This window comes from Bacillus sp. RCC_6_1 (assembly GCF_041360755.1).
Classification (GTDB): domain Bacteria; phylum Bacillota; class Bacilli; order Bacillales; family Bacillaceae_G; genus Bacillus_A; species Bacillus_A cereus.
On record NZ_JBFUPV010000016.1, the window covers coordinates 1 to 18,247 of the forward strand.

An 18,247-nucleotide genomic window follows, 5' to 3' on the forward strand; every position below is an offset into this window, starting at 1 on the left:
TCTTTTGAAGAAAATTTAGCCATAAAAAATGCACCTCCAATTGTTAATTATGTGTCTAACAATTGGGGTGCACTTCACTTATAAGGTGGTCTTTTTTAATTTGTATACAAGATTGGAGATGAAAAGGTGATGTGACATGAGTAGACGAAGCCCAGAACGAGATAAAGCGTTTGAGATGTACAAGAATTCGAAAGGCGAAATTCCTATTGAAGACATAGCTGGTGATTTAGGAAAGAGTGTTTCTTTAATTAGAAAATGGAAAACGCTTGATAAATGGGATGAAAACATTACTGGTAATATTACCGTTGGTAAAAAGGTAATTACCAATGTTAAAAACCCCAAGACAAAAGCCAAGTTAAAAAAGATGCTAGATGATGAAGAGCTGACAGAACAAGAACGGCTCTTTTGTTTGTATTACGTAAAGTATTTTAATGGTACACAAGCTGCACTGAAAGCTGGCTATGCAAAGAGTAGCGCGCATGTTACGAGTAGCCGGTTACTGAGAAGAGAACGTGTAGCATCGTACATTCGAGAGATTAAAGGTGAAATGGTTGAGAATATCTTTGTGGAAGCGATGGATGTATTGAATGAGTACATCAAAATTGCTTTTGCAGATATTACGAATTACGTAAATTTTGGCCAGAAAGATGTAGAAGTGATGGGCCCGTTTGGACCTGTAAAAGATGAAGACGGAAAACCAGTCATGAGAACCATTAGCTATGTTGATTTTAATGAATCGGATATGGTTGATGGCTCTATCATTGCGGAAGTGAAAAAAGGAAAAGAAGGCGTGTTTATCAAGCTTGCTGACAAGATGAGAGCACTTGATAAATTGGCGATGTACTTCGATTTAGTGCCTGATAACTTCAAGCGAAAAATTGAAGAAGAACGTCACAAGATGCATATGGAAGTACAGAAAGCGAACATAAAGAAAGCTAATGCTGAAATTGCAAATTTAACTGGTGATGAAGATGATGATAATGCAGAAGCAATTCAAGATTTCTTACAAGCAACTGCTCCTGATCCAGAAAAGATGAAAGAAGTATTTGGTGATGCAGATGGCGAGGATTAAAAAGCGGAAAACCAAATCGTTTAAGTTCCAGCCGTTTTCAAATAAACAATTACAATTATTGTGGTGGTGGCGAGATGGTTCGCCATATGAGAATCATGACATCGTTATTGCAGATGGAGCAATTCGTTCTGGTAAAACAATTTCGATGATCTGTAGTTTCTTGCAATGGTCACAAGAAAAGTTTAAAGGTGAGTCATTTATCATTGCTGGTAAATCAATTGGCTCATTAAAACGTAACGTAATCAACCCTATGATACAAATACTTACCGCATGGGGTTGGCGATATGATTACAACCGTTCTGAAAACTATCTGCAAATTGGGTGGAATACGTACTACTTGTTTGGAGCTAATAAGGAGAATTCACAAGATACATTACAAGGTTTAACTGCTGCTGGTTCATTAGCGGATGAAGCTGCTCTATTTCCTAAATCATTTATAGATCAAATGATTGGGCGTTGTTCTGTTGATGGCGCAAAGATATTTATGAACTGTAATCCTGGTTCGCCATATCACTTTGTAAAAACAGAGCTTATCGATAAGAAAAAAGAGAAGTTAGTTTGTCATTTGAAATTTACAATGGATGATAATTTATCTCTTTCTGAGAAAGTAAAAGACCGCTTTAAACGTATGTTTAGTGGTGTGTTCTATCAACGCTATATATTAGGTTTATGGGTAATGGCGGAAGGTTTAATATATAGTATGTTTAATGAAGAGGAACATGTTGTACCGTCGCATCCAAGAAAATACGAACAGTACTATATCTCCTGCGATTACGGTACACAAAACCCTATGGCTTTTGGTTTATGGGGCTTATGTGGTGGCATTTGGTATAAGGTGAAAGAATACCATCATGACGCTCGTAAGAAGAATTTACAAAAGTCAGATGAACAATATTATGATGATTTAGTTGAGTTTGCAAACGGTCTAACCAAGCGTATTATCGTGGACCCTTCGGCAAGCTCATTTATTATTTTACTGAAACAAAAAGGTTGGAAAGTAAAAAAAGCAAAGAACGATGTATTAGATGGAATACGAAATGTAGCAACTGCATTAACAACGGAATTAATTAAATTCTGCGATTGTTGTAAAGAAACGCTGCGTGAGTTCTCTTCTTATGTATGGGATGAGAAGGCAATGGAGCGCGGTGAAGACAAACCGATTAAGCAGAATGACCATCAAATGGATAGTGATCGTTACTTTGTGAATACCGTAATTATGTCTAATAACAAAGCAAAAGCTGTTAAGTCAATTTATTAAGGAGGTGAGACGATGTTTGAACACTATATCCCATTACTAGATGAAAACAATGGGGAGCCTACACCCAAGCTGCTCAAAAAGATTATTGATGAATTTGAGCCGTTAAAAAAACGAATGATTAATAGGTACGAACGATACAAAGCAAGTGAGACAGGCTTACCTATCTTTACTCGTGAGTTTAAAGGTGATGGAAATAAGGATAAGGTTAACAACAAGCTGAACAATGACTTCTTCTCTGAAATTATTGATACAAAGATAGGGTATATGTTTGGATTACCTGTTTCATATAGCTTAGATCATGAAGATGAGGAAGTATTAAAACGTATCCAAGATTTCTTAAAGGCAAATCATACTGAAGATGCTGATGCGGAAACAGGAAAGTTTGCTTCTATTTGTGGGTATGGGGCAAGACTGCTTTACCATGATAAAGATGGTGAAGAAAAGGTTATGAATATAAAACCTTATGAAGCTATCTTCCTTACGAATACAAGCATTGCAGAGCCTAAATACGCCATCCGCTGTTATCCAGTCAAAGTAATTGACGGTGATGACTTTAAAGATGGATATAAAGTGGAATTTTACAATGGTACGCAAATCATTGAGTACACTGGTGAAGATTTAGATAAGCTGAAAGAAACAAATCGAATCACTAATTTATACAAAGGTGTACCACTTATCGGATTTCCTAACAATGAAGAATTGCAGGGGGATGTTGATAAAGCTATTGCGCTTATTGAAGGGTACGACAGAGCACTTTCTGATGTGAACAGTGAAATTGAGCAGTTCCGCTTGGCTTATATGATTTTTAAAGGTGTTGATATAGATGATGATACTATTGAGAAGTTAAAGCAAACTGGAGCTCTTGATGTAGGTGAGAATGGCGAGGCTACATTTTTAACTAAGGATCTTAATGACAACATCTTGGAACACCATCTAGATAGATTAGAAAAGAATATATGCCGTTTTACAAAGCATGTTAATCTTTCTGATGAATCATTCGGTGGTAACCTCACTGGGGTTGCTATTCGTTATAAGCTACTAGCATTAGAAACGAAATCAGGAACGTTAGAAATGAAGTTTACCAAGTCATTGCGACAACAATTCAAGTTACTATTCGACGCTTGGAATTTACGTTCAAACAAAGCTGAGCTTGATTATCTTTGCATGACATTCCAATTCACTCGTAATCTTCCAGCTAACTTATCTGATGAAGCTGACGTTCAGTCTAAACTACAAGGTTTAATAAGCGAAGAAACACGATTATCTATGTTATCTGTTGTTCCTGATCCAATGGCAGAATTACAAAAGATGAAGGAAGAAGAAGTTGATTCTATCGATTTAGACACTGTACATAAAGGCGGTGAAAACGATGGAATGGGACAAGAAGCAGAAACACCTCCACAAAATAGAGGACGAACTGGAAAAGGCGATTCTCTACCTGTATAAAGATGCTTTAGAAGAAGTCAGAGGAATACTGGCTTTTTATTATGCAAAATATGCGGTGAATGAGCAGTTAAGTATGCAGGGAATGCGTCGATTCAATCGATATAAAAACATGCAAAGCGAACTGCAGAAAGTTATTAATGAAATAACATATGAAAAAAAGAAAACTCTCAATGAAAAACTCTCCACTCAGTATGGAGAGTCTTTTTATTACACGAGTTATCTTATTGAGAAAGAGGTTGGTGTATTTCTTTCATATGGGCTGATTGACCCAAACGTCATTAAACGTGCGGTACAAATGCCAATTGATAAAATGACGCTCAATCAAAGGTTAAGTATACATCGGGCACAGATAATTAGCCGAATACGTAAAGAACTATCCATTGGCCTTAGAAAAGGTGAAGGGTATGTGGTAATGGCTAATCGTATTAAGCCTATTCTTGATGGTGATGCGAAGAAAGCACAAATGGTTGCTTGGACAGAAAGTGCTAGGGTGCAAAACTTAGGTACTTATGACAGTGCATCTCATGCTTTTGACGAAGGTGTATCAATGGAGAAAATTTGGATTTCTACATTAGATAAACGTACAAGGCCAACGCATCAAGCAGCGGATCATCAAAAAGTACCGTTTAAAGGATTATTTAAAGTCGGTGGTTATAGTTGTGAATATCCACACGACAGCAATTTACCTGCTAAAGAGGTTGTACGCTGCCGCTGTACTTTTATTACTGAAGTAGCGGAAGTTAGCCCATTTATTGAGAGGAGGGCTAGAAACCCGACAACAGGCAGGAATGAAGTCATTACAGCAGTTAGTTATGAAGAGTGGAAAGACTCTCTCAAATAAAAATAAAACACTTGAGGGCTTATAGATTACGAACTAAACAGGGCGTATTCATAGGAACTCAAAGGAGGAAAAATGATGAAACAATATTTAGTTAAAGATTTGCCAGTAAAGTTTGTTAAAGAAACAATAAAAGCGCCATTACGCTTGAAAGGTATGCAGTTCTTCTCTGATCCTAATACACCACCATCAGCAGAAGATACACCACCGACCGAACAAACGCCACTTGCAGATGATAAAGAGGAGGTGCCAATTGATGGACAGAAAGAGCCGAAATTAGATGATGCAACAAAAACATTTATTGAGAAAATGGTGCAATCAGCAGAAGATAGAGTTCGTTCGAAATATTCGAAAGAACTTAATGCAACCAAGAAGGAACTAGAAAACTACAAAACCGCTTCTATGACCGCTCAAGAAAAAGCTGAGTATGAGATGAAGCAACTTCAGGAACAGCTAGAAGAGCGGGAAAGAATACTTCATCAGAAAGAAATGCAAAGTGCGGCAGCAGATGGATTATCAACGATTGGATTAGATCTTAAGTTTGTAGATTTTGTTATCGGTTCAGATGTAGAGGATACAAAATCTAGAGTATCAAAGTTTAATGATTTGTTCTCTTCTGCGTTAGAAGCAAAAGTAGTCGAAAGATTTAAAGCAGCGGGTCGAGAAATTCATGTTAGTGGCGGAACTGGGACTGGATTTACAAGAGAACAAGTAAATTCAATGAGTCAGGATGAAATTAATGCGAACTGGGCACAAATTCAGAAGGATATGCGCAGTTGGAGTAAGTAGTAATAGAAAAATTAAGTAGTATGGTTAAAAAAATATAAAACGAATAAAAGAGATTGCTATTTTAGCGGTCTCTTTTGTTATGGAAGAACATTAAGGAGGAATTAATATATGTCAGTAGCAACTTTTATTCCAACAATTTGGGAAGCTCGTTTAATGGCGAATTTCCACAAGCGTTCAATCGCGGATTTAATCACAACAAAACCAGCTAAAATTGAAGGTAACAAAATTAATTTTAATCGTGTCGGTGCAGTGAATGTAAAAGACTATTCAGGTTCTGTTGAATGGGATGATACAAATCCTTCTAAAGTAGAAATCAATATGGATCAGAAGAAGTACTTTGCGTTCAAAGTAGATGATGTAGATGCAGTACAAGCAGCAGGTAATTTAATCGATCCGCATACACAAGAAGCTGGCGCGGTACTTCAGGAAACAGTTGATACCTTTATTTTAGGTAAGTATGCAGAAGCTCTTAAGGAACACTTAATCGGTAGCGATAAATCTCCAATTGAATTAACACCGAAGAACGCTTACGACTATATCGTTGATTTAAATACAATTTTAAATATTAAAAAAGTACCTAAAACTGAACGTTTCACAATTATTAACTCTCAAGTTCTTGGATTGTTATCTAAGGATGACCGTTTTACTAAGCAACCTGTCGTGTTAGAAAATGGTATTGTTGAAGGTCAAATTATCAACGGTTCACAAATCGTTGTGTCTGAAGAAGTTCATGGATCTGGTGGTAAATATAAAATTCTTGGACTTCATAAATCCGCTATTGGGTATGGCAAACAATTAGATGAAACAGAAGCTATGCGTCTACAAGGTGCATTTGCTGATGGTATCCGTGGCCTTATGGTTTATGGTGGAGATATTCTTCGTCAAGAGTCCTTAGCGGTGCTTACAGCTACAATCACACCAACTACTCCGGAAAAACCAGGTGAAGGGGCTTAATAAGCCTTCTTTACCTTTTTCATTTACACAAGCAGGTGATTAGATGGACATGAAAGCAGAAATTCTAAAACGTGTACAAACTAAACTACCTAATATAAGCCCTGAGAATTTATTAGTAGACATTGAAGATACAATATTGATGGTTGCTGAGTACACAAATAGAAAAATTCCTGAGTTCCCTCCTGCTTATCCTGGTATTATTTCCAAAATGGTGATTTATCAGTATAAGGAACAGGAGAGAGAAGGGAAAAAAAGTGAATCATTAGGTAACTACTCTGTTACTTATGATGATATTGGAGATTACCCTACTAGTATTACGAAAGGGCTGAAAGTGAGGTTACGTGTCTTATGATTCAATCATTGATTCGTAAGTTTGGTAAAGATGCTTCAGTACTTCGTAATGACGTTTCTGACGATGATGGACCTTATCCAAATGAAGAATGGAAAGAAATTAACACTGTTAAAGGTGTACTAGATGCCATTCAAGGAACAAAGGACGCCCGTAATAAGAAAGTAGAGGAGAAAAGCACGCATTTCTTTTATTGCTTACCATTCGATGTAACTATTCAAGATAGATTAGTTATTGATAAGAAGGTATACAGTGTTACTTATCCAGGCGATCCAATGAATGCGGGTAGATTCTTTCAAATAGAATTGGAGATGTTGCCATATGAGCATGAAATTCCAGTCAAATAGAGCTGCAGTAATGGCAAGGCACTTAGCCGCAAAGAAAGCAGCGCATACCGCTGTCGGTCAATTTGTTAGTTCTAAAGCTAAATTACTAGCTGCTGTAGATACTGGAAATCTAAGAAGAAGCATTAGTTCCAAAGCAGAGCAAGAAAAGGTTGTTATTGGTACATCTTCTGATTACGGCATTTACGTTGAGAAAGGTACAGGAATCTATGCAGTTGATGGGGATGGCCGTAAAAGTCCTTGGATGTATCGCGATCCCAAAACAGGGAAGATGGTTAGAACTCAGGGACAACATGCTCAACCATTCCTTAGACCTGCAGCAGAGAATAATAAACCGATGATTACACAAGTCGGCACACGAACCTATTCGTCATTAATGAGGTAGATACCATGAATGACTTTATAAATATACTACACGGTGAATTGAAAAAGGTTCATAAAGAAACGTACTATGAAAATGCAACTACTAAAGCCGTTATGCCGTATTTGGTATATACGGTTGGTGATGATAAAGAACCATGGGGACGAAAGAATATTATGCTTACAATTGATATTTACGGTACTTCTGCTTATTTAGCAAAGATTGACCGGTTAATTACTGATTTAGAAAACAGCCTTCATAGAAAGAGATTAAGCAGCGCTGAATTTGGTGCTGCTATTTCTTATCTTTCGAGTCAGAAAGTACCGGATCCAGACCCGAATATTAGACGTAAAGAAGTACGCTTCATTTTACGAACTTATTTTAAACAATAGAAAGGATTGAGTATATGGCAGCTCCACAACCAAAACCAGAAAATGTCCTCTTCGGAGATTGGGGTGCATTCTTCTTTAATTATGGAGAAAAAGACGAACTTCCTGTAGGCGCTACGCAAGGTGGCGGTTCTTTTAAGTATGAACCAGAGTTTAAAGAAATTGAGTATGATGGTTCTCCAGGTGACACTATGGGGATGAAACGTATTACAAAATCAAAAACTCAAATCAGTTTTAAAACGCTTGAATTCCTTGATAAAGATAAAATTAAAAACTTTATTGCTGGATTAAAAGTTTCTGAAGAGAGTGTTACTAAAGATGGCAAAACGATTAAATATGATGTAATCGAAGCGACAGAACGTCTTACGAAAGAAAGCTACCTTAAAAATGTAGCGTGGGTTGGTGAAACGTTAGGTGGCGATATCGCTGAGATTATCGTATATAACGCGTTATCTGATGGTTCTTTAGAAATGGGATTTGAAAATGAAAGTGAAGTAGTTCCAGAGGTTACATTCACTGGACACCGTGACCCAGAAAACATTCGAAAAGTACCATGGAAGATGCGTATTTTAACAGCGACAGAAGCAGCTAAATTAATACCAGCAGGTTAAAGAGTAGGGGCAACCCCTGCTCTTTTTATTTTAAGGAGGAATAAATGTGACTATTGCAATTCAAGAAAAAGAATACAAAGTGAGACAAATTCATGGCGGAGATTTATTTTCTGTAGTTCGTATTTTGAAGAAATCGAAATTCAAGGTTGATATTAATTTACTTAAAGATTTAATGATGGGCTTACGAAATAAAGAAGGAGCAACACAAGATGATGTATTAGCTGCACAAGAGACTTTTGGTTACGACATCATCATGAAGTTTATCTTCGGATTAGAAGAAGCAGAACAAGAATTTTTCGAGTTTGTAGCCGGGCTTTTAGTTCATGAAGAGGAAGGTGGCAAAAAAACATCACCAGGTTGGGAAACGATTCGAACTTTAAATCTAGAAGAGTTGGTTCGATTATTTATTGCAATTAAAGATTCAGAAGTTGGGCTGGTTAAGCTTTTTTCCAATGCGGTGAACTTGATGAAATAGACTTCATCGATACGTTAGCTTCTCGCTATCCAAATATGGAGTATATAAGGAGTTTGGATGCAGAGATAGTTATTAACTTGTATCTCACCGCAAAGAAGAAACAGATGGACCGCATGTTATGGGAGGAATGGTGTGCCCTACAACCGTACTGCGATGAAACATTTCCTCAATTTAAACATAAGCGCGAAAATCCAACGCAAGAACAGGTAAAACAATACAACGATTCAATCGAACAAACACCGAAGCAAAAACTTACAAAAGAAGAAGTGTTTGCTCGTGTTGCTAAAATCCGCGGAAAGGCGGGTGAATAGATGGAACTATTTAAGATGTTTGGGTCAATCTTCTTAAAAGATGATCAGTTACAAAGAGGATTGGCTAATGCGGAAAGAAGCGGGCAAAGAACTACAGGTATCTTAGGGCGTGGATTTGGTCAAGTTGGTGCTGCGGCAGCTGGTTTAGGTTCTTCTGTTGGTGGAGCTGCTATAGCTATGGGAGGATTAGTCGGCATCGCTGTCGGTGTTGGTGCCGCAGTTGCTGGTGTAGTTCATGTTGGTTCTGAGTACACGAAACAAATGTCAAAGGTAGAAGCTCTTTCGCGTTCGAACGGACTACAAATGGCTGAGCTTGGAGCTAACGCTCGTAAACTTGGTGCTGATACCAGATGGTCTGCTACCAACGTAGCCGAGGCCTATGAATATATGGCTCTCGCAGGTTGGGATGCTAACCAAATGATTGCAGCTAGTAAACCACTACTTGATTTAGCAACTGCTGGTGCATTAGACCTTGCAAAGGCTTCTGATATCGTAACAGATACAATGACACCATTCGGAATGAAGGCTTCTGAAGCAGGAAGAGCGGCCGATGTATTCGCGTTAGCCCAAGCGACTGCCAACTTAAATGTTGAACAACTCGGCGAGACCATGAAATACGCAGCTCCTGTAGCTGCTACATTCGGTTTAAACATCGAACAAACAGCTGCAATTGCTCAGATATTTGCAAATAACGGTATCAAAGCTTCTATGGCTGGTACTGCATTACGTGCCGGATTATCTCGTTTAGCTGCCCCGCCGAAAGAAGCTGCTAAATCGTTATCAGCATTAAATGTAACTGTAAAGGATTCACAAGGTAATTTAAAACCAATGAATGAGATTATTGGTCAATTACACGATGGGTTTGGGAAGTTAACCGACGCTCAACAAATCGCTGCTGCAAAAGCAATCTTCGGTGAAGAAGCGTATGCAGGATGGATCCAAGTTATTAAAGGTGGTAAACCTGCCTTTGATGATATGGTAAATACCCTCGAAACTGCTGAAGGCTCTGCAAAGGTTATGGCTGAAACAATGGCAAATAACTTATCAGGTGCAGTTGATGGCGTTAAATCACAATTAGAAAATTTAGGGCTTGTTGTTTTCTCGCATGTTGAACCAGCACTTGTTGCAATGACAAACGGAACAAATAGTGCTGTTAAATCTCTTACTGACTGGCTTGATCCATCTGGTAGAGCTGTTGAAGCAGCTAAGCTAATGCAACAAACTGATCAGCAGTTAGCTCAATCTAAAGCCATTCTTGATATGAATCTCAAAAAAGGGAAGATAACGCAAGAAGAGTATAATGAAAAACTTGCTTTATCTAAGAAGCACGCTGAAGATATGATGAATGCCGATGGTATGTTAGCTCAGAAAAAAGAAGAGTTAAAAATGAAGGTCGAGGAAGGGACCATGACTCAAGAAGAAGCCAATAAAATCCTCGACCAATCTGAAGTTGAATACCAGAAACTCCAACAGGGTATTGAGCAAACTCGTCAACGTCAAGAAGCGATGAATAAGGTATTTGAACCACTTCGTAATGCTATCGGTATTATCCAACAAGTCGGCGCTGCTATCGAGCAATTCTGGATTGCTGCAACTGGAGATAGGAATGCACTAGTTGAAGGTTATGACATCCTTACTAAACTAGGGTTTTCAGCTAATGCAATTCAGTTTATACAAGAAACTACAGCGGCAGTGCAATATGGTGTAGAAACTATGAAAGCTCTCGTATCTGGTGATTGGGGAGCTGCTAGTAATTTATTGGATAAGTTAGGGTTTTCTCCAGAACAAAAAGCGGATATTATCATGTTCGTTCAGGATGTACATGCCCAATTAAGTAGTTTTATAGAAAATGTACAATCTCTAATCTCAGCTGCTGCTCCTGTAATTATGGGAATAATCGGGGCTACTTGGGATTTTATTAAAGGTGTATTCAATACAATAGCTCCTTACTTAATACCTTTGCTAACAGATGTGATGTCGTTTGTGAACGGAATTATAGAAAAAATCGCGGCATTTTGGAAAGAAAACGGAGATCAAATTGTTCAAGCTGTAAAAAATGCATTCGATATTATAAAAGGAATTATAGAATTTGTAATGCCTGTTGTTCTATTCATTATTGAAGATGTCTGGGGAAACATAAAAGGTGTCATAAATGGGGCCTTAGATATCATCTTAGGGACAATTAAACTATTTTCTTCCTTGCTGACTGGTGATTGGACCGGCGTTTGGGATGCCATTAAACAGATTTTATCAGGAGCATGGGAATTCATTTGGAATTTCATTCAAATATGGGGAGTTGGAAAGGTACTTGGCATCATTGGCAAAATAGGCAGCAAAATGAAGGGACTGTTTGGAGAAGCTTGGGAAGGTGTAAAGAAAATATTTTCTGATATGTTCGAGGGTATTTTTAAAAGCTCAGGAGACACCCTTACAGTGATAAAAGAAGTATTTGGAAAAGTGAAAGATGCAATCGCAACCCCATTTAAAAATGCTTGGGAAGGTGTTATGGAGTGGATTGATAAAATCAGAAAAGGCGTTTCGAATATGTTTAGCGGTGTGCATATACCTGTTCCGAAAATCAGTGTGAACGGTTCGTTAAACCCTGTTAATTGGGCGAGCGAAGGCCTACCATCTTTCGATGTTAAATGGGCTGCAAATGGCGCGTTAATTAAACCTGGGAATCCTACATTAATTGGGGTTAAAACTAGCCCGGCTGTTGAGAAATCAGCAGCATAAAATATCGTGTGAATTCGGGGAAACCTAAGTTTTATCAATGTATGGTAGGCACTCTATTATAAGTGTCTTTTTTTGTTAGTAAAATATGGCAATCCCGAGCCGAGCCTGTGCGGAAACGACAGGAAGGTGTAGAGACTAGGTAGAGTAACCTAAGTGAGAATATGGTGAAATACCCAAGAGCGCACGACACCCGAAGAATGGGTGATGATATAGTCCGATACTCCAGTGAAAACTGGAGAGTTAAGGATAAAGAGCCTTAACATAACAAATGTGGTGACGCGAGAGGATACGATGAAACAGTTTTACCTCTTCGCAAACGAACCTTCGATGCAATTGCTAACGGAATAATAGGGTCGCTACCATTTACTCAACAAGCTGGAGCACAACAATATGCATCACAAGGCCCAACTATTTTGCAAGTTAATTTAAACGGCAGAGAAGTAGCGAAGGAAATCTACTCAGATGTTAGCAAGTTTCAAGAAAACGAGAAAGAAAGATTGAAAGTTTTTTAGGTAGGTGATGATATGACTGGAATTAGTTTTAACGGGAAAAGGAATCCAAATGTAATTCCACTGCAGGGTAAAAAGCGCCCTGCATGGGCTCCTTTGGATCGTATGTTTCTTGAAGTCTCGCATTATCCAGGAGGTAGGTTACTACGCACACAAACTAAAATGAGAAAGATTTTAGTTCCTATTGCACTATTATATGATTCAGCTGAAGAAGCTGAAAAACTAAAAGAAGAAATAGCAGATTGGCTCGTTACGGATCAACCGTGCGAGCTTATTTTTGATGATGAAAAAGATCGTACGTTTTTAGCTGTCGTAGATGAAACTTTAGATTTAGACCAGTTAGTTGATCTAGGTGAAGGTACTTTAACTTTCATTTGTCCAATGCCATATAAGTTAGGAAAAGAGCAAATGGTTGACTTTAAAAAAGATGTTAGTGGGTTAGTTGCGAGTGTTCAAAATAAAGGAACGGTTCATTCTAATCCTATCATTGAGATTGATATTACAAAACCAAATACTTTTCTAGACGTATGGTTTGGCGAGACATCTTTAAATGATCGGGATTATTTTCGTATCGGAATGCCGTTAAAAACTGTGGAAACACCTGTAGAAAGAAATCAAAGGCTTATATGGGATGAAATGGCTACCACTGTAGGGTGGAGTAAGGTCAGCTCGACGGAAGATGGTGAACCAGTAGGTGAAATGAAATCAGATAAATACCAATTCTATTGTTCTGATTTTGGTACTGCGGGTAAAGGTTGGCACGGCGCAGCCGTTAAAAAGAGTATCCCTGGCGGTCCAGTACAAGACTTTATTATGCAAGCCTACGTTACATGTAAGAGTAAAAAAATCAATGAAATGGGACGAGTTGAGATAGCGATACTGGATGAAAATAGCAAGGTACTTTCAAAAATTGCTATGAACGATCTCTTTTGGCAAGCTGAACAAAATTTCGGGACAATGGTAATTGGATATGACAATAAGCCAGGGAAAACAGGTTTAATTTATGAGAGTGGCGATTATCCGAATACATGGAATCAGTATTTTGGTCGATTGTGGATAGCTAGGACAGGAAATGTATGGGAAGCGTATATTTCAAAATTCCTTCCAGGTACAGAAAAAGATGATTCAGAACGATTTGCACGTTGGACGGATGAAAAAAACTATCATATGGAAAAAGCAGCACAAATTCAGATTAGCATCATGCAGTTTCAAGACGTTCCACCAGTAGAAGCGATGTCAGTTAGTGATTTGAAGTTTTGGAAAGTGAATTTAAATACGAAAAATACACCGCCTTATATAGTAGATGTTGGTGATAAAGTCGTGATCGACACAGAAAATAGTCATGTAACAATTGAAGGAAAGAATGCGATTAACATTAAGGACATTTTCAGTAATTTCCCTGTTATCAATAGAGGCACTAATAAACTTGAGATTATGCCTTCTGATATCGGAACAGCAAGGGTCAAGTACAGGGAGCGATTCAGATGAGAACACCAAGCGGAATACTTCATGTTGTTGATTTCAAAACAGATCAGATTATATCAGCTATTCAACCAAAGGACTACTGGGCTGATAACCGTCATTGGGAAATAAAAAATAACATTGATATGTTAGAATTCAAAACTTTTGACGGCACTCTACATGCAGTTACTTTACAGCAGCAGAACTTAGTTTTAAAGGAAGTGCGTGTTGGTCGCATTGTTCCATATGTTATCAATAATGAAGTAGAAAAAGACTCTGATGATAGATCGCTCACTGTACATGCTTCTGGTGCCTGGGTTCAAATAGCCAAAGATGGGATTATTAAACCTCAACGTATAGAGGGCGAAACAGTTAATACGTTTATTGATATCGCTCTTACCGATTCAAAATGGCAACGTGGAATAACGGATTATTCTTCATTCCACACGATGACTATTGATGAATTCATCGATCCCCTCACTTTTTTAAAGAAAATCGCGGCTTTGTTTGAGTTAGAAATCCAATATCGCGTTGAAGTATCCGGTTCTCAAATTACTGGGTGGTACGTCGATATGATAAAGAAACGAGGGAGAGAAACAGGGAAGGAAGTAACCCTGGGAAAAGACTTAGTAGGCATTAGACGCATTGAACATTCCAGGGATATTTGTACCGCCTTAGTCGGATTTGTACGGGGCGAAGGTGACAAACTTATCACGATTGAGAGTATTAATAACGGGCTTCTTTATATTACAGATAGTGATGCCTTTCAACGCTGGAATGCACATGGTAAGCATAAATTTGGTTTCTACACTCCGGAAACAGAAGACCAAAATATGACACCGCAACGATTAATGACTTTGATGAAGACGGAATTAAAGAAGCGTGTCAATTCTTCAGTTTCTTATGAAGTAGAAGCACAATCGATTGGACGTATTTTCGGACTAGCACATGAACTAATTAATGAGGGCGATACGATTCGAATCAAAGATACAGGATTCACACCTAAGTTATACCTTGAAGCACGTGTAATTGCTGGTAATGAATCTTTTACGGAACCTACACAAGATAAATATGTGTTTGGTGATTATCGCGAAATTACTGATCCAAACGAAGAACTACGAAAAATTTACAATCGAATCTTGGGGTCATTAGGTAATAAACAAGAGCTGATAAATCAGTTAGATAAATTAGTGAAAGATGCAAACGAAACAGCTAGTAATGCTAAGAAAGAATCCGAAGCAGCGAAAACATTGGCTGAAAAAGTTCAAGAGAATCTTAATAATAACACGGTAGAAATAATTGAAGCTAAGAATCCACCGACAACAGGACTGAAGCCTTATAAAACACTTTGGCGTGATATTAGCAATGGTAAGCCTGGTATCTTAAAAATATGGACAGGTACAGCTTGGGAATCTGTTGTACCCGATGTAGAGTCTCTCAAAAAAGAAACACTTGAACAGGTTAATAAGGATATTCAGTCCACAAAAGAAGAATTAGATAAAAAAGTAGAAGAAGCCCAAAAAGAGACAAATGGACAATTCAAGGAAGTAACAGAAAATCTTCAGGAAGTTTCTCTAACTATTAAAAATGTAGAAAACTCTCAAGGTGAAATTGACAAAACTGTCTCTGAAATGAAACAGACCAACGAAGGTTTTACCAAATCTATTGAAACTTTAACCAAAAAAGACGGTGAAATCACTGAAAAATTAAATACAGTGGTAGAGACTGCTGAAGGTACGAAAAAGACAATCTCTGAGGTGCAGCAAATAACTAATAATCTAAAGAAAACCACAACTGAAATTACAGAAAAAGCTGGCCAGATTAGTGAGAAGTTGGAGAGCGTAGAAAAGAAAGTTAATAACGATAAAGCTGGAGGACGTAATCTGTTATTAGATTCAAATACTAAATACGAAAAAACAGATTATCTAATCAATCCATATTCTCTAACTGAAAATTTTGTTGCAGGTGAGGAATATACTTTTGTAATTAAAGGAAGTGTTCCACAAGGCCAACAATTTGGAATTTGGCAGAATGGTGGTTCAAATAATGTTGGATATGCAACAAGTGTCTATGCTAACGGAATAACTTATGTAACTTTCCAAGCTGTTGCAACTACAAGCGGGAATGAACGAAGATTAAATTTATATAATTATCCAAATAATGCTACAAAGGCAACTGTAGAATGGGTTGCTTTATATAAAGGTAATAAGCCACAGGATTGGACACCAGCTCCAGAAAATCAAGTAACGAATGATGAATTCACTAAAAAAACAACCGAGATTGAAAAAAGTGTGAATGGTATTAAAGAAAATATTAAAACGGTAGAAAAAACACAAGTCGATTTTAGCGAGCGTGTGACTACTGTAGAGAAAACAGCGGACGGTATTAAAGAAAAAGTTACTAGTTTACAAGAGATACAAACTAAACAAGGTACGCAGTTACAGGAGGCTAAAGCAGGTTGGGAAACTACTGCAAAAGCTTTGGAAGGAAAAGTTGAAATAAAAGATGTTGAAGAGTATGTTGGTGGAATCGGTAATCAAACTGTATTACGGAATGTTCTTTGGAAGAATGATGCAAAATATTGGATTCTTCAATCAGGCACAACAAGAGATACAACCGTTTTATATAAGGGTTGTAATACACTTCGTACAATCTCCACGGGAAATACAGCAGACGTATACAGAGGTGCTTCACATGAAGTTATAAATGCCGGACCTGGTTGGAATTACGTTTTTTCTGCATACTTTTATACAGATAATAAGTCTAGCATTGATAATGGTGCGAAAATGGAGCTGAAATGTTTAGATGCAAATGGAAATGTATTAAAGCAATACGGACAAGAGATTACGTTAACACAAGGAATGTGGGTAAGATATCATGTGTTTGGTCTACTTGTAGAAGGAACGAAAAAAGTACAAGTACAATACTGGCTGCGTAGAAATGGAAGACTGTGGACAGCGCAACCTATGTTGCAGATCGGCGATAAACCTTCTTCATTTATGGAGAACCCCGTTGATATTGTAGATAAAGATAAAATCATGGAAGAAGTGGCCGATAAGATAGCAACTGAAGATTACACTAAAAAAGTAACTGAATTAGAAAGAAGTATTAGTGCTACTGAAAAAGGCGTTTCAATCATCTCTGGAAAACAAGAAACGTTTATAAATGAGACTTATAATGCCTATGTAAAGAAAACGGAATCTAGGTTAGAAGTGTTAGATGAAGGGATCTTAGCACAAATTTTAAAAGACGGTATCATTACTTCTATCAATATGTCACCTGGTAAGATTACAATCGACGCTGAGAAACTGAATATTAATGCCGATACAATGGTCAAATGGTTAACAGCAAAAGGCATTGACACAAATCTTATTAGAATTGATGGTGATAAGATAACCATTGATAAAGATGGTGTAACTGTTAAAATGCTAGATTTCCTATTCCAAGACGAATGGGGTACAAAAACAACTGCGGTATCAAGACGAAACCTAATAGCTGATCCAGACTTTTCTAGTGTTACAAAGAAAAACATTGGCAATTCAGATTATTATGGGTTTGAAGGTGGATACGGTCTTACTTGGAAGTCCTGGGGAAATGTCGTAATAGAAAAGAATACACATATATTCGATTACGAGCAAATGGTGAATGCTGCAAGGGTAGATATGTATAACTATCCAGAAGCAATCGTGAATAACGGTATATATCCTGGTAACGAATATACAGCATCCGCACACTTTAGAACTGCCATGATAAATGGCGTGCGAAAGACAGGAAAACCGAGAATACACGTGTGTTGCGTTAAATTCCGAGACAACGTTAGTTACGACATATTGAGTGAACAAAAGATGGACTTCCCTGAGCCGTCTACATTTTACGGAGAAATCAGAAGGTATTCTTTTACTTTCAAAGTCCCGACAAACTATATTCCACAAGAACACGCATTGATTATTAAAGTTTGTTCTGGAAATGCTGACATGAGACAAGGGACAGCGATTTGTGTAAGTGGTGTAACGTTATACAGTGGCAAATATGCATCTATGTATAATTGGGATCGTGCTGCAGCAGAAAGAGCAGATGGCATTCAGCCGTTTAACGCACTTGCTGTAGGTGGTGTGAATAATAATATATCTCTAGCACCAGACGGACAAACGTTTGATATAAGTACTGAAAAAGAAGTGAAAATCTTTAGGAATATACGAGCAATGCAGGGAATTAACTTAGGTGGCGGTGGATTCCAACAATGGGGGCATATTCGTTTTACAGACGGTAATGCTGGAGCGGGTTTTTATGTGAGTACTCCAAGTGGTTGGAAATTTAACGCACTTGGATAGAGAGGAAGGATTG

16 protein-coding genes are annotated in these 18,247 nt (G+C 37.8%); all 16 read left to right on the forward strand.

From position 1 onward, the window contains the following. Positions 1-136: 136 nt before the first annotated feature. The gene (locus AB6801_RS26930) at positions 137-1,072 is read left to right on the forward strand and encodes a terminase small subunit (RefSeq protein WP_098607636.1); all 936 of its coding nucleotides are present in this window, start codon (positions 137-139) and stop codon (positions 1,070-1,072) included. Beyond that, the gene (locus AB6801_RS26935; RefSeq protein ID WP_370941238.1) at positions 1,059-2,330 is read left to right on the forward strand and encodes a PBSX family phage terminase large subunit; all 1,272 of its coding nucleotides are present in this window, start codon (positions 1,059-1,061) and stop codon (positions 2,328-2,330) included. The genes AB6801_RS26930 and AB6801_RS26935 overlap by 14 nt, the downstream gene beginning before the upstream one ends. Positions 2,331-2,342: 12 nt before the next feature. After that, positions 2,343-3,776: a phage portal protein gene (locus AB6801_RS26940; RefSeq protein ID WP_370941239.1), complete on the forward strand. Its 1,434-nt coding sequence runs from the start codon at positions 2,343-2,345 to the stop codon at positions 3,774-3,776. Positions 3,777-3,849: 73 nt separating this feature from the next. After that, on the forward strand, positions 3,850-4,617 hold the full coding sequence (locus AB6801_RS26945; protein WP_370941240.1) for a phage minor head protein: 768 nt from the start codon (positions 3,850-3,852) through the stop codon (positions 4,615-4,617). Positions 4,618-4,692: 75 nt separating this feature from the next. Continuing rightward, positions 4,693-5,403 carry a DUF4355 domain-containing protein gene (locus tag AB6801_RS26950; protein WP_370941241.1) on the forward strand — a complete coding sequence of 237 codons (711 nt, stop codon included), beginning with the start codon at positions 4,693-4,695 and terminating at the stop codon, positions 5,401-5,403. 108 nt (positions 5,404-5,511) lie between these two features. Continuing rightward, positions 5,512-6,357, forward strand: a complete 846-nt coding sequence (locus AB6801_RS26955) for a hypothetical protein (RefSeq protein ID WP_370941242.1) — start codon at positions 5,512-5,514, stop codon at positions 6,355-6,357. Positions 6,358-6,400: 43 nt separating this feature from the next. Continuing rightward, entirely contained in the window at positions 6,401-6,709 is a 309-nt protein-coding gene (locus tag AB6801_RS26960; protein ID WP_071730466.1) for a head-tail connector protein, read from the forward strand. Next, entirely contained in the window at positions 6,706-7,053 is a 348-nt protein-coding gene (locus AB6801_RS26965; RefSeq protein ID WP_370941243.1) for a head-tail adaptor protein, read from the forward strand. Before AB6801_RS26960 ends, AB6801_RS26965 begins: the two co-directional genes overlap by 4 nt. After that, the gene (locus AB6801_RS26970; RefSeq protein ID WP_097879993.1) at positions 7,028-7,435 is read left to right on the forward strand and encodes an HK97-gp10 family putative phage morphogenesis protein; all 408 of its coding nucleotides are present in this window, start codon (positions 7,028-7,030) and stop codon (positions 7,433-7,435) included. The genes AB6801_RS26965 and AB6801_RS26970 overlap by 26 nt, the downstream gene beginning before the upstream one ends. A 5-nt stretch (positions 7,436-7,440) precedes the next feature. Beyond that, positions 7,441-7,803: a gp17 family tail completion protein gene (locus AB6801_RS26975; protein WP_000997640.1), complete on the forward strand. Its 363-nt coding sequence runs from the start codon at positions 7,441-7,443 to the stop codon at positions 7,801-7,803. 14 nt (positions 7,804-7,817) lie between these two features. After that, on the forward strand, positions 7,818-8,411 hold the full coding sequence (locus tag AB6801_RS26980) for a hypothetical protein (protein WP_000729985.1): 594 nt from the start codon (positions 7,818-7,820) through the stop codon (positions 8,409-8,411). Between the two features lie 46 nt (positions 8,412-8,457). Beyond that, positions 8,458-8,886, forward strand: coding sequence for a hypothetical protein (locus AB6801_RS26985; RefSeq protein ID WP_000150392.1), 429 nt, complete (start codon positions 8,458-8,460; stop codon positions 8,884-8,886). A 53-nt stretch (positions 8,887-8,939) separates the two neighbouring features. Further along, complete coding sequence (locus AB6801_RS26990; protein ID WP_033667315.1) at positions 8,940-9,197, forward strand: hypothetical protein; 258 nt, start codon at positions 8,940-8,942, stop codon at positions 9,195-9,197. Continuing rightward, positions 9,198-11,933, forward strand: a complete 2,736-nt coding sequence (locus tag AB6801_RS26995) for a phage tail tape measure protein (protein WP_000418554.1) — start codon at positions 9,198-9,200, stop codon at positions 11,931-11,933. It abuts the gene before it with no gap. A gap of 524 nt (positions 11,934-12,457) precedes the next feature. Then, entirely contained in the window at positions 12,458-13,930 is a 1,473-nt protein-coding gene (locus tag AB6801_RS27000; RefSeq protein ID WP_370941244.1) for a distal tail protein Dit, read from the forward strand. Further along, the gene (locus AB6801_RS27005; protein WP_370941245.1) at positions 13,927-18,234 is read left to right on the forward strand and encodes a phage tail spike protein; all 4,308 of its coding nucleotides are present in this window, start codon (positions 13,927-13,929) and stop codon (positions 18,232-18,234) included. Before AB6801_RS27000 ends, AB6801_RS27005 begins: the two co-directional genes overlap by 4 nt. The last annotated feature ends 13 nt before the right edge of the window (positions 18,235-18,247 follow it).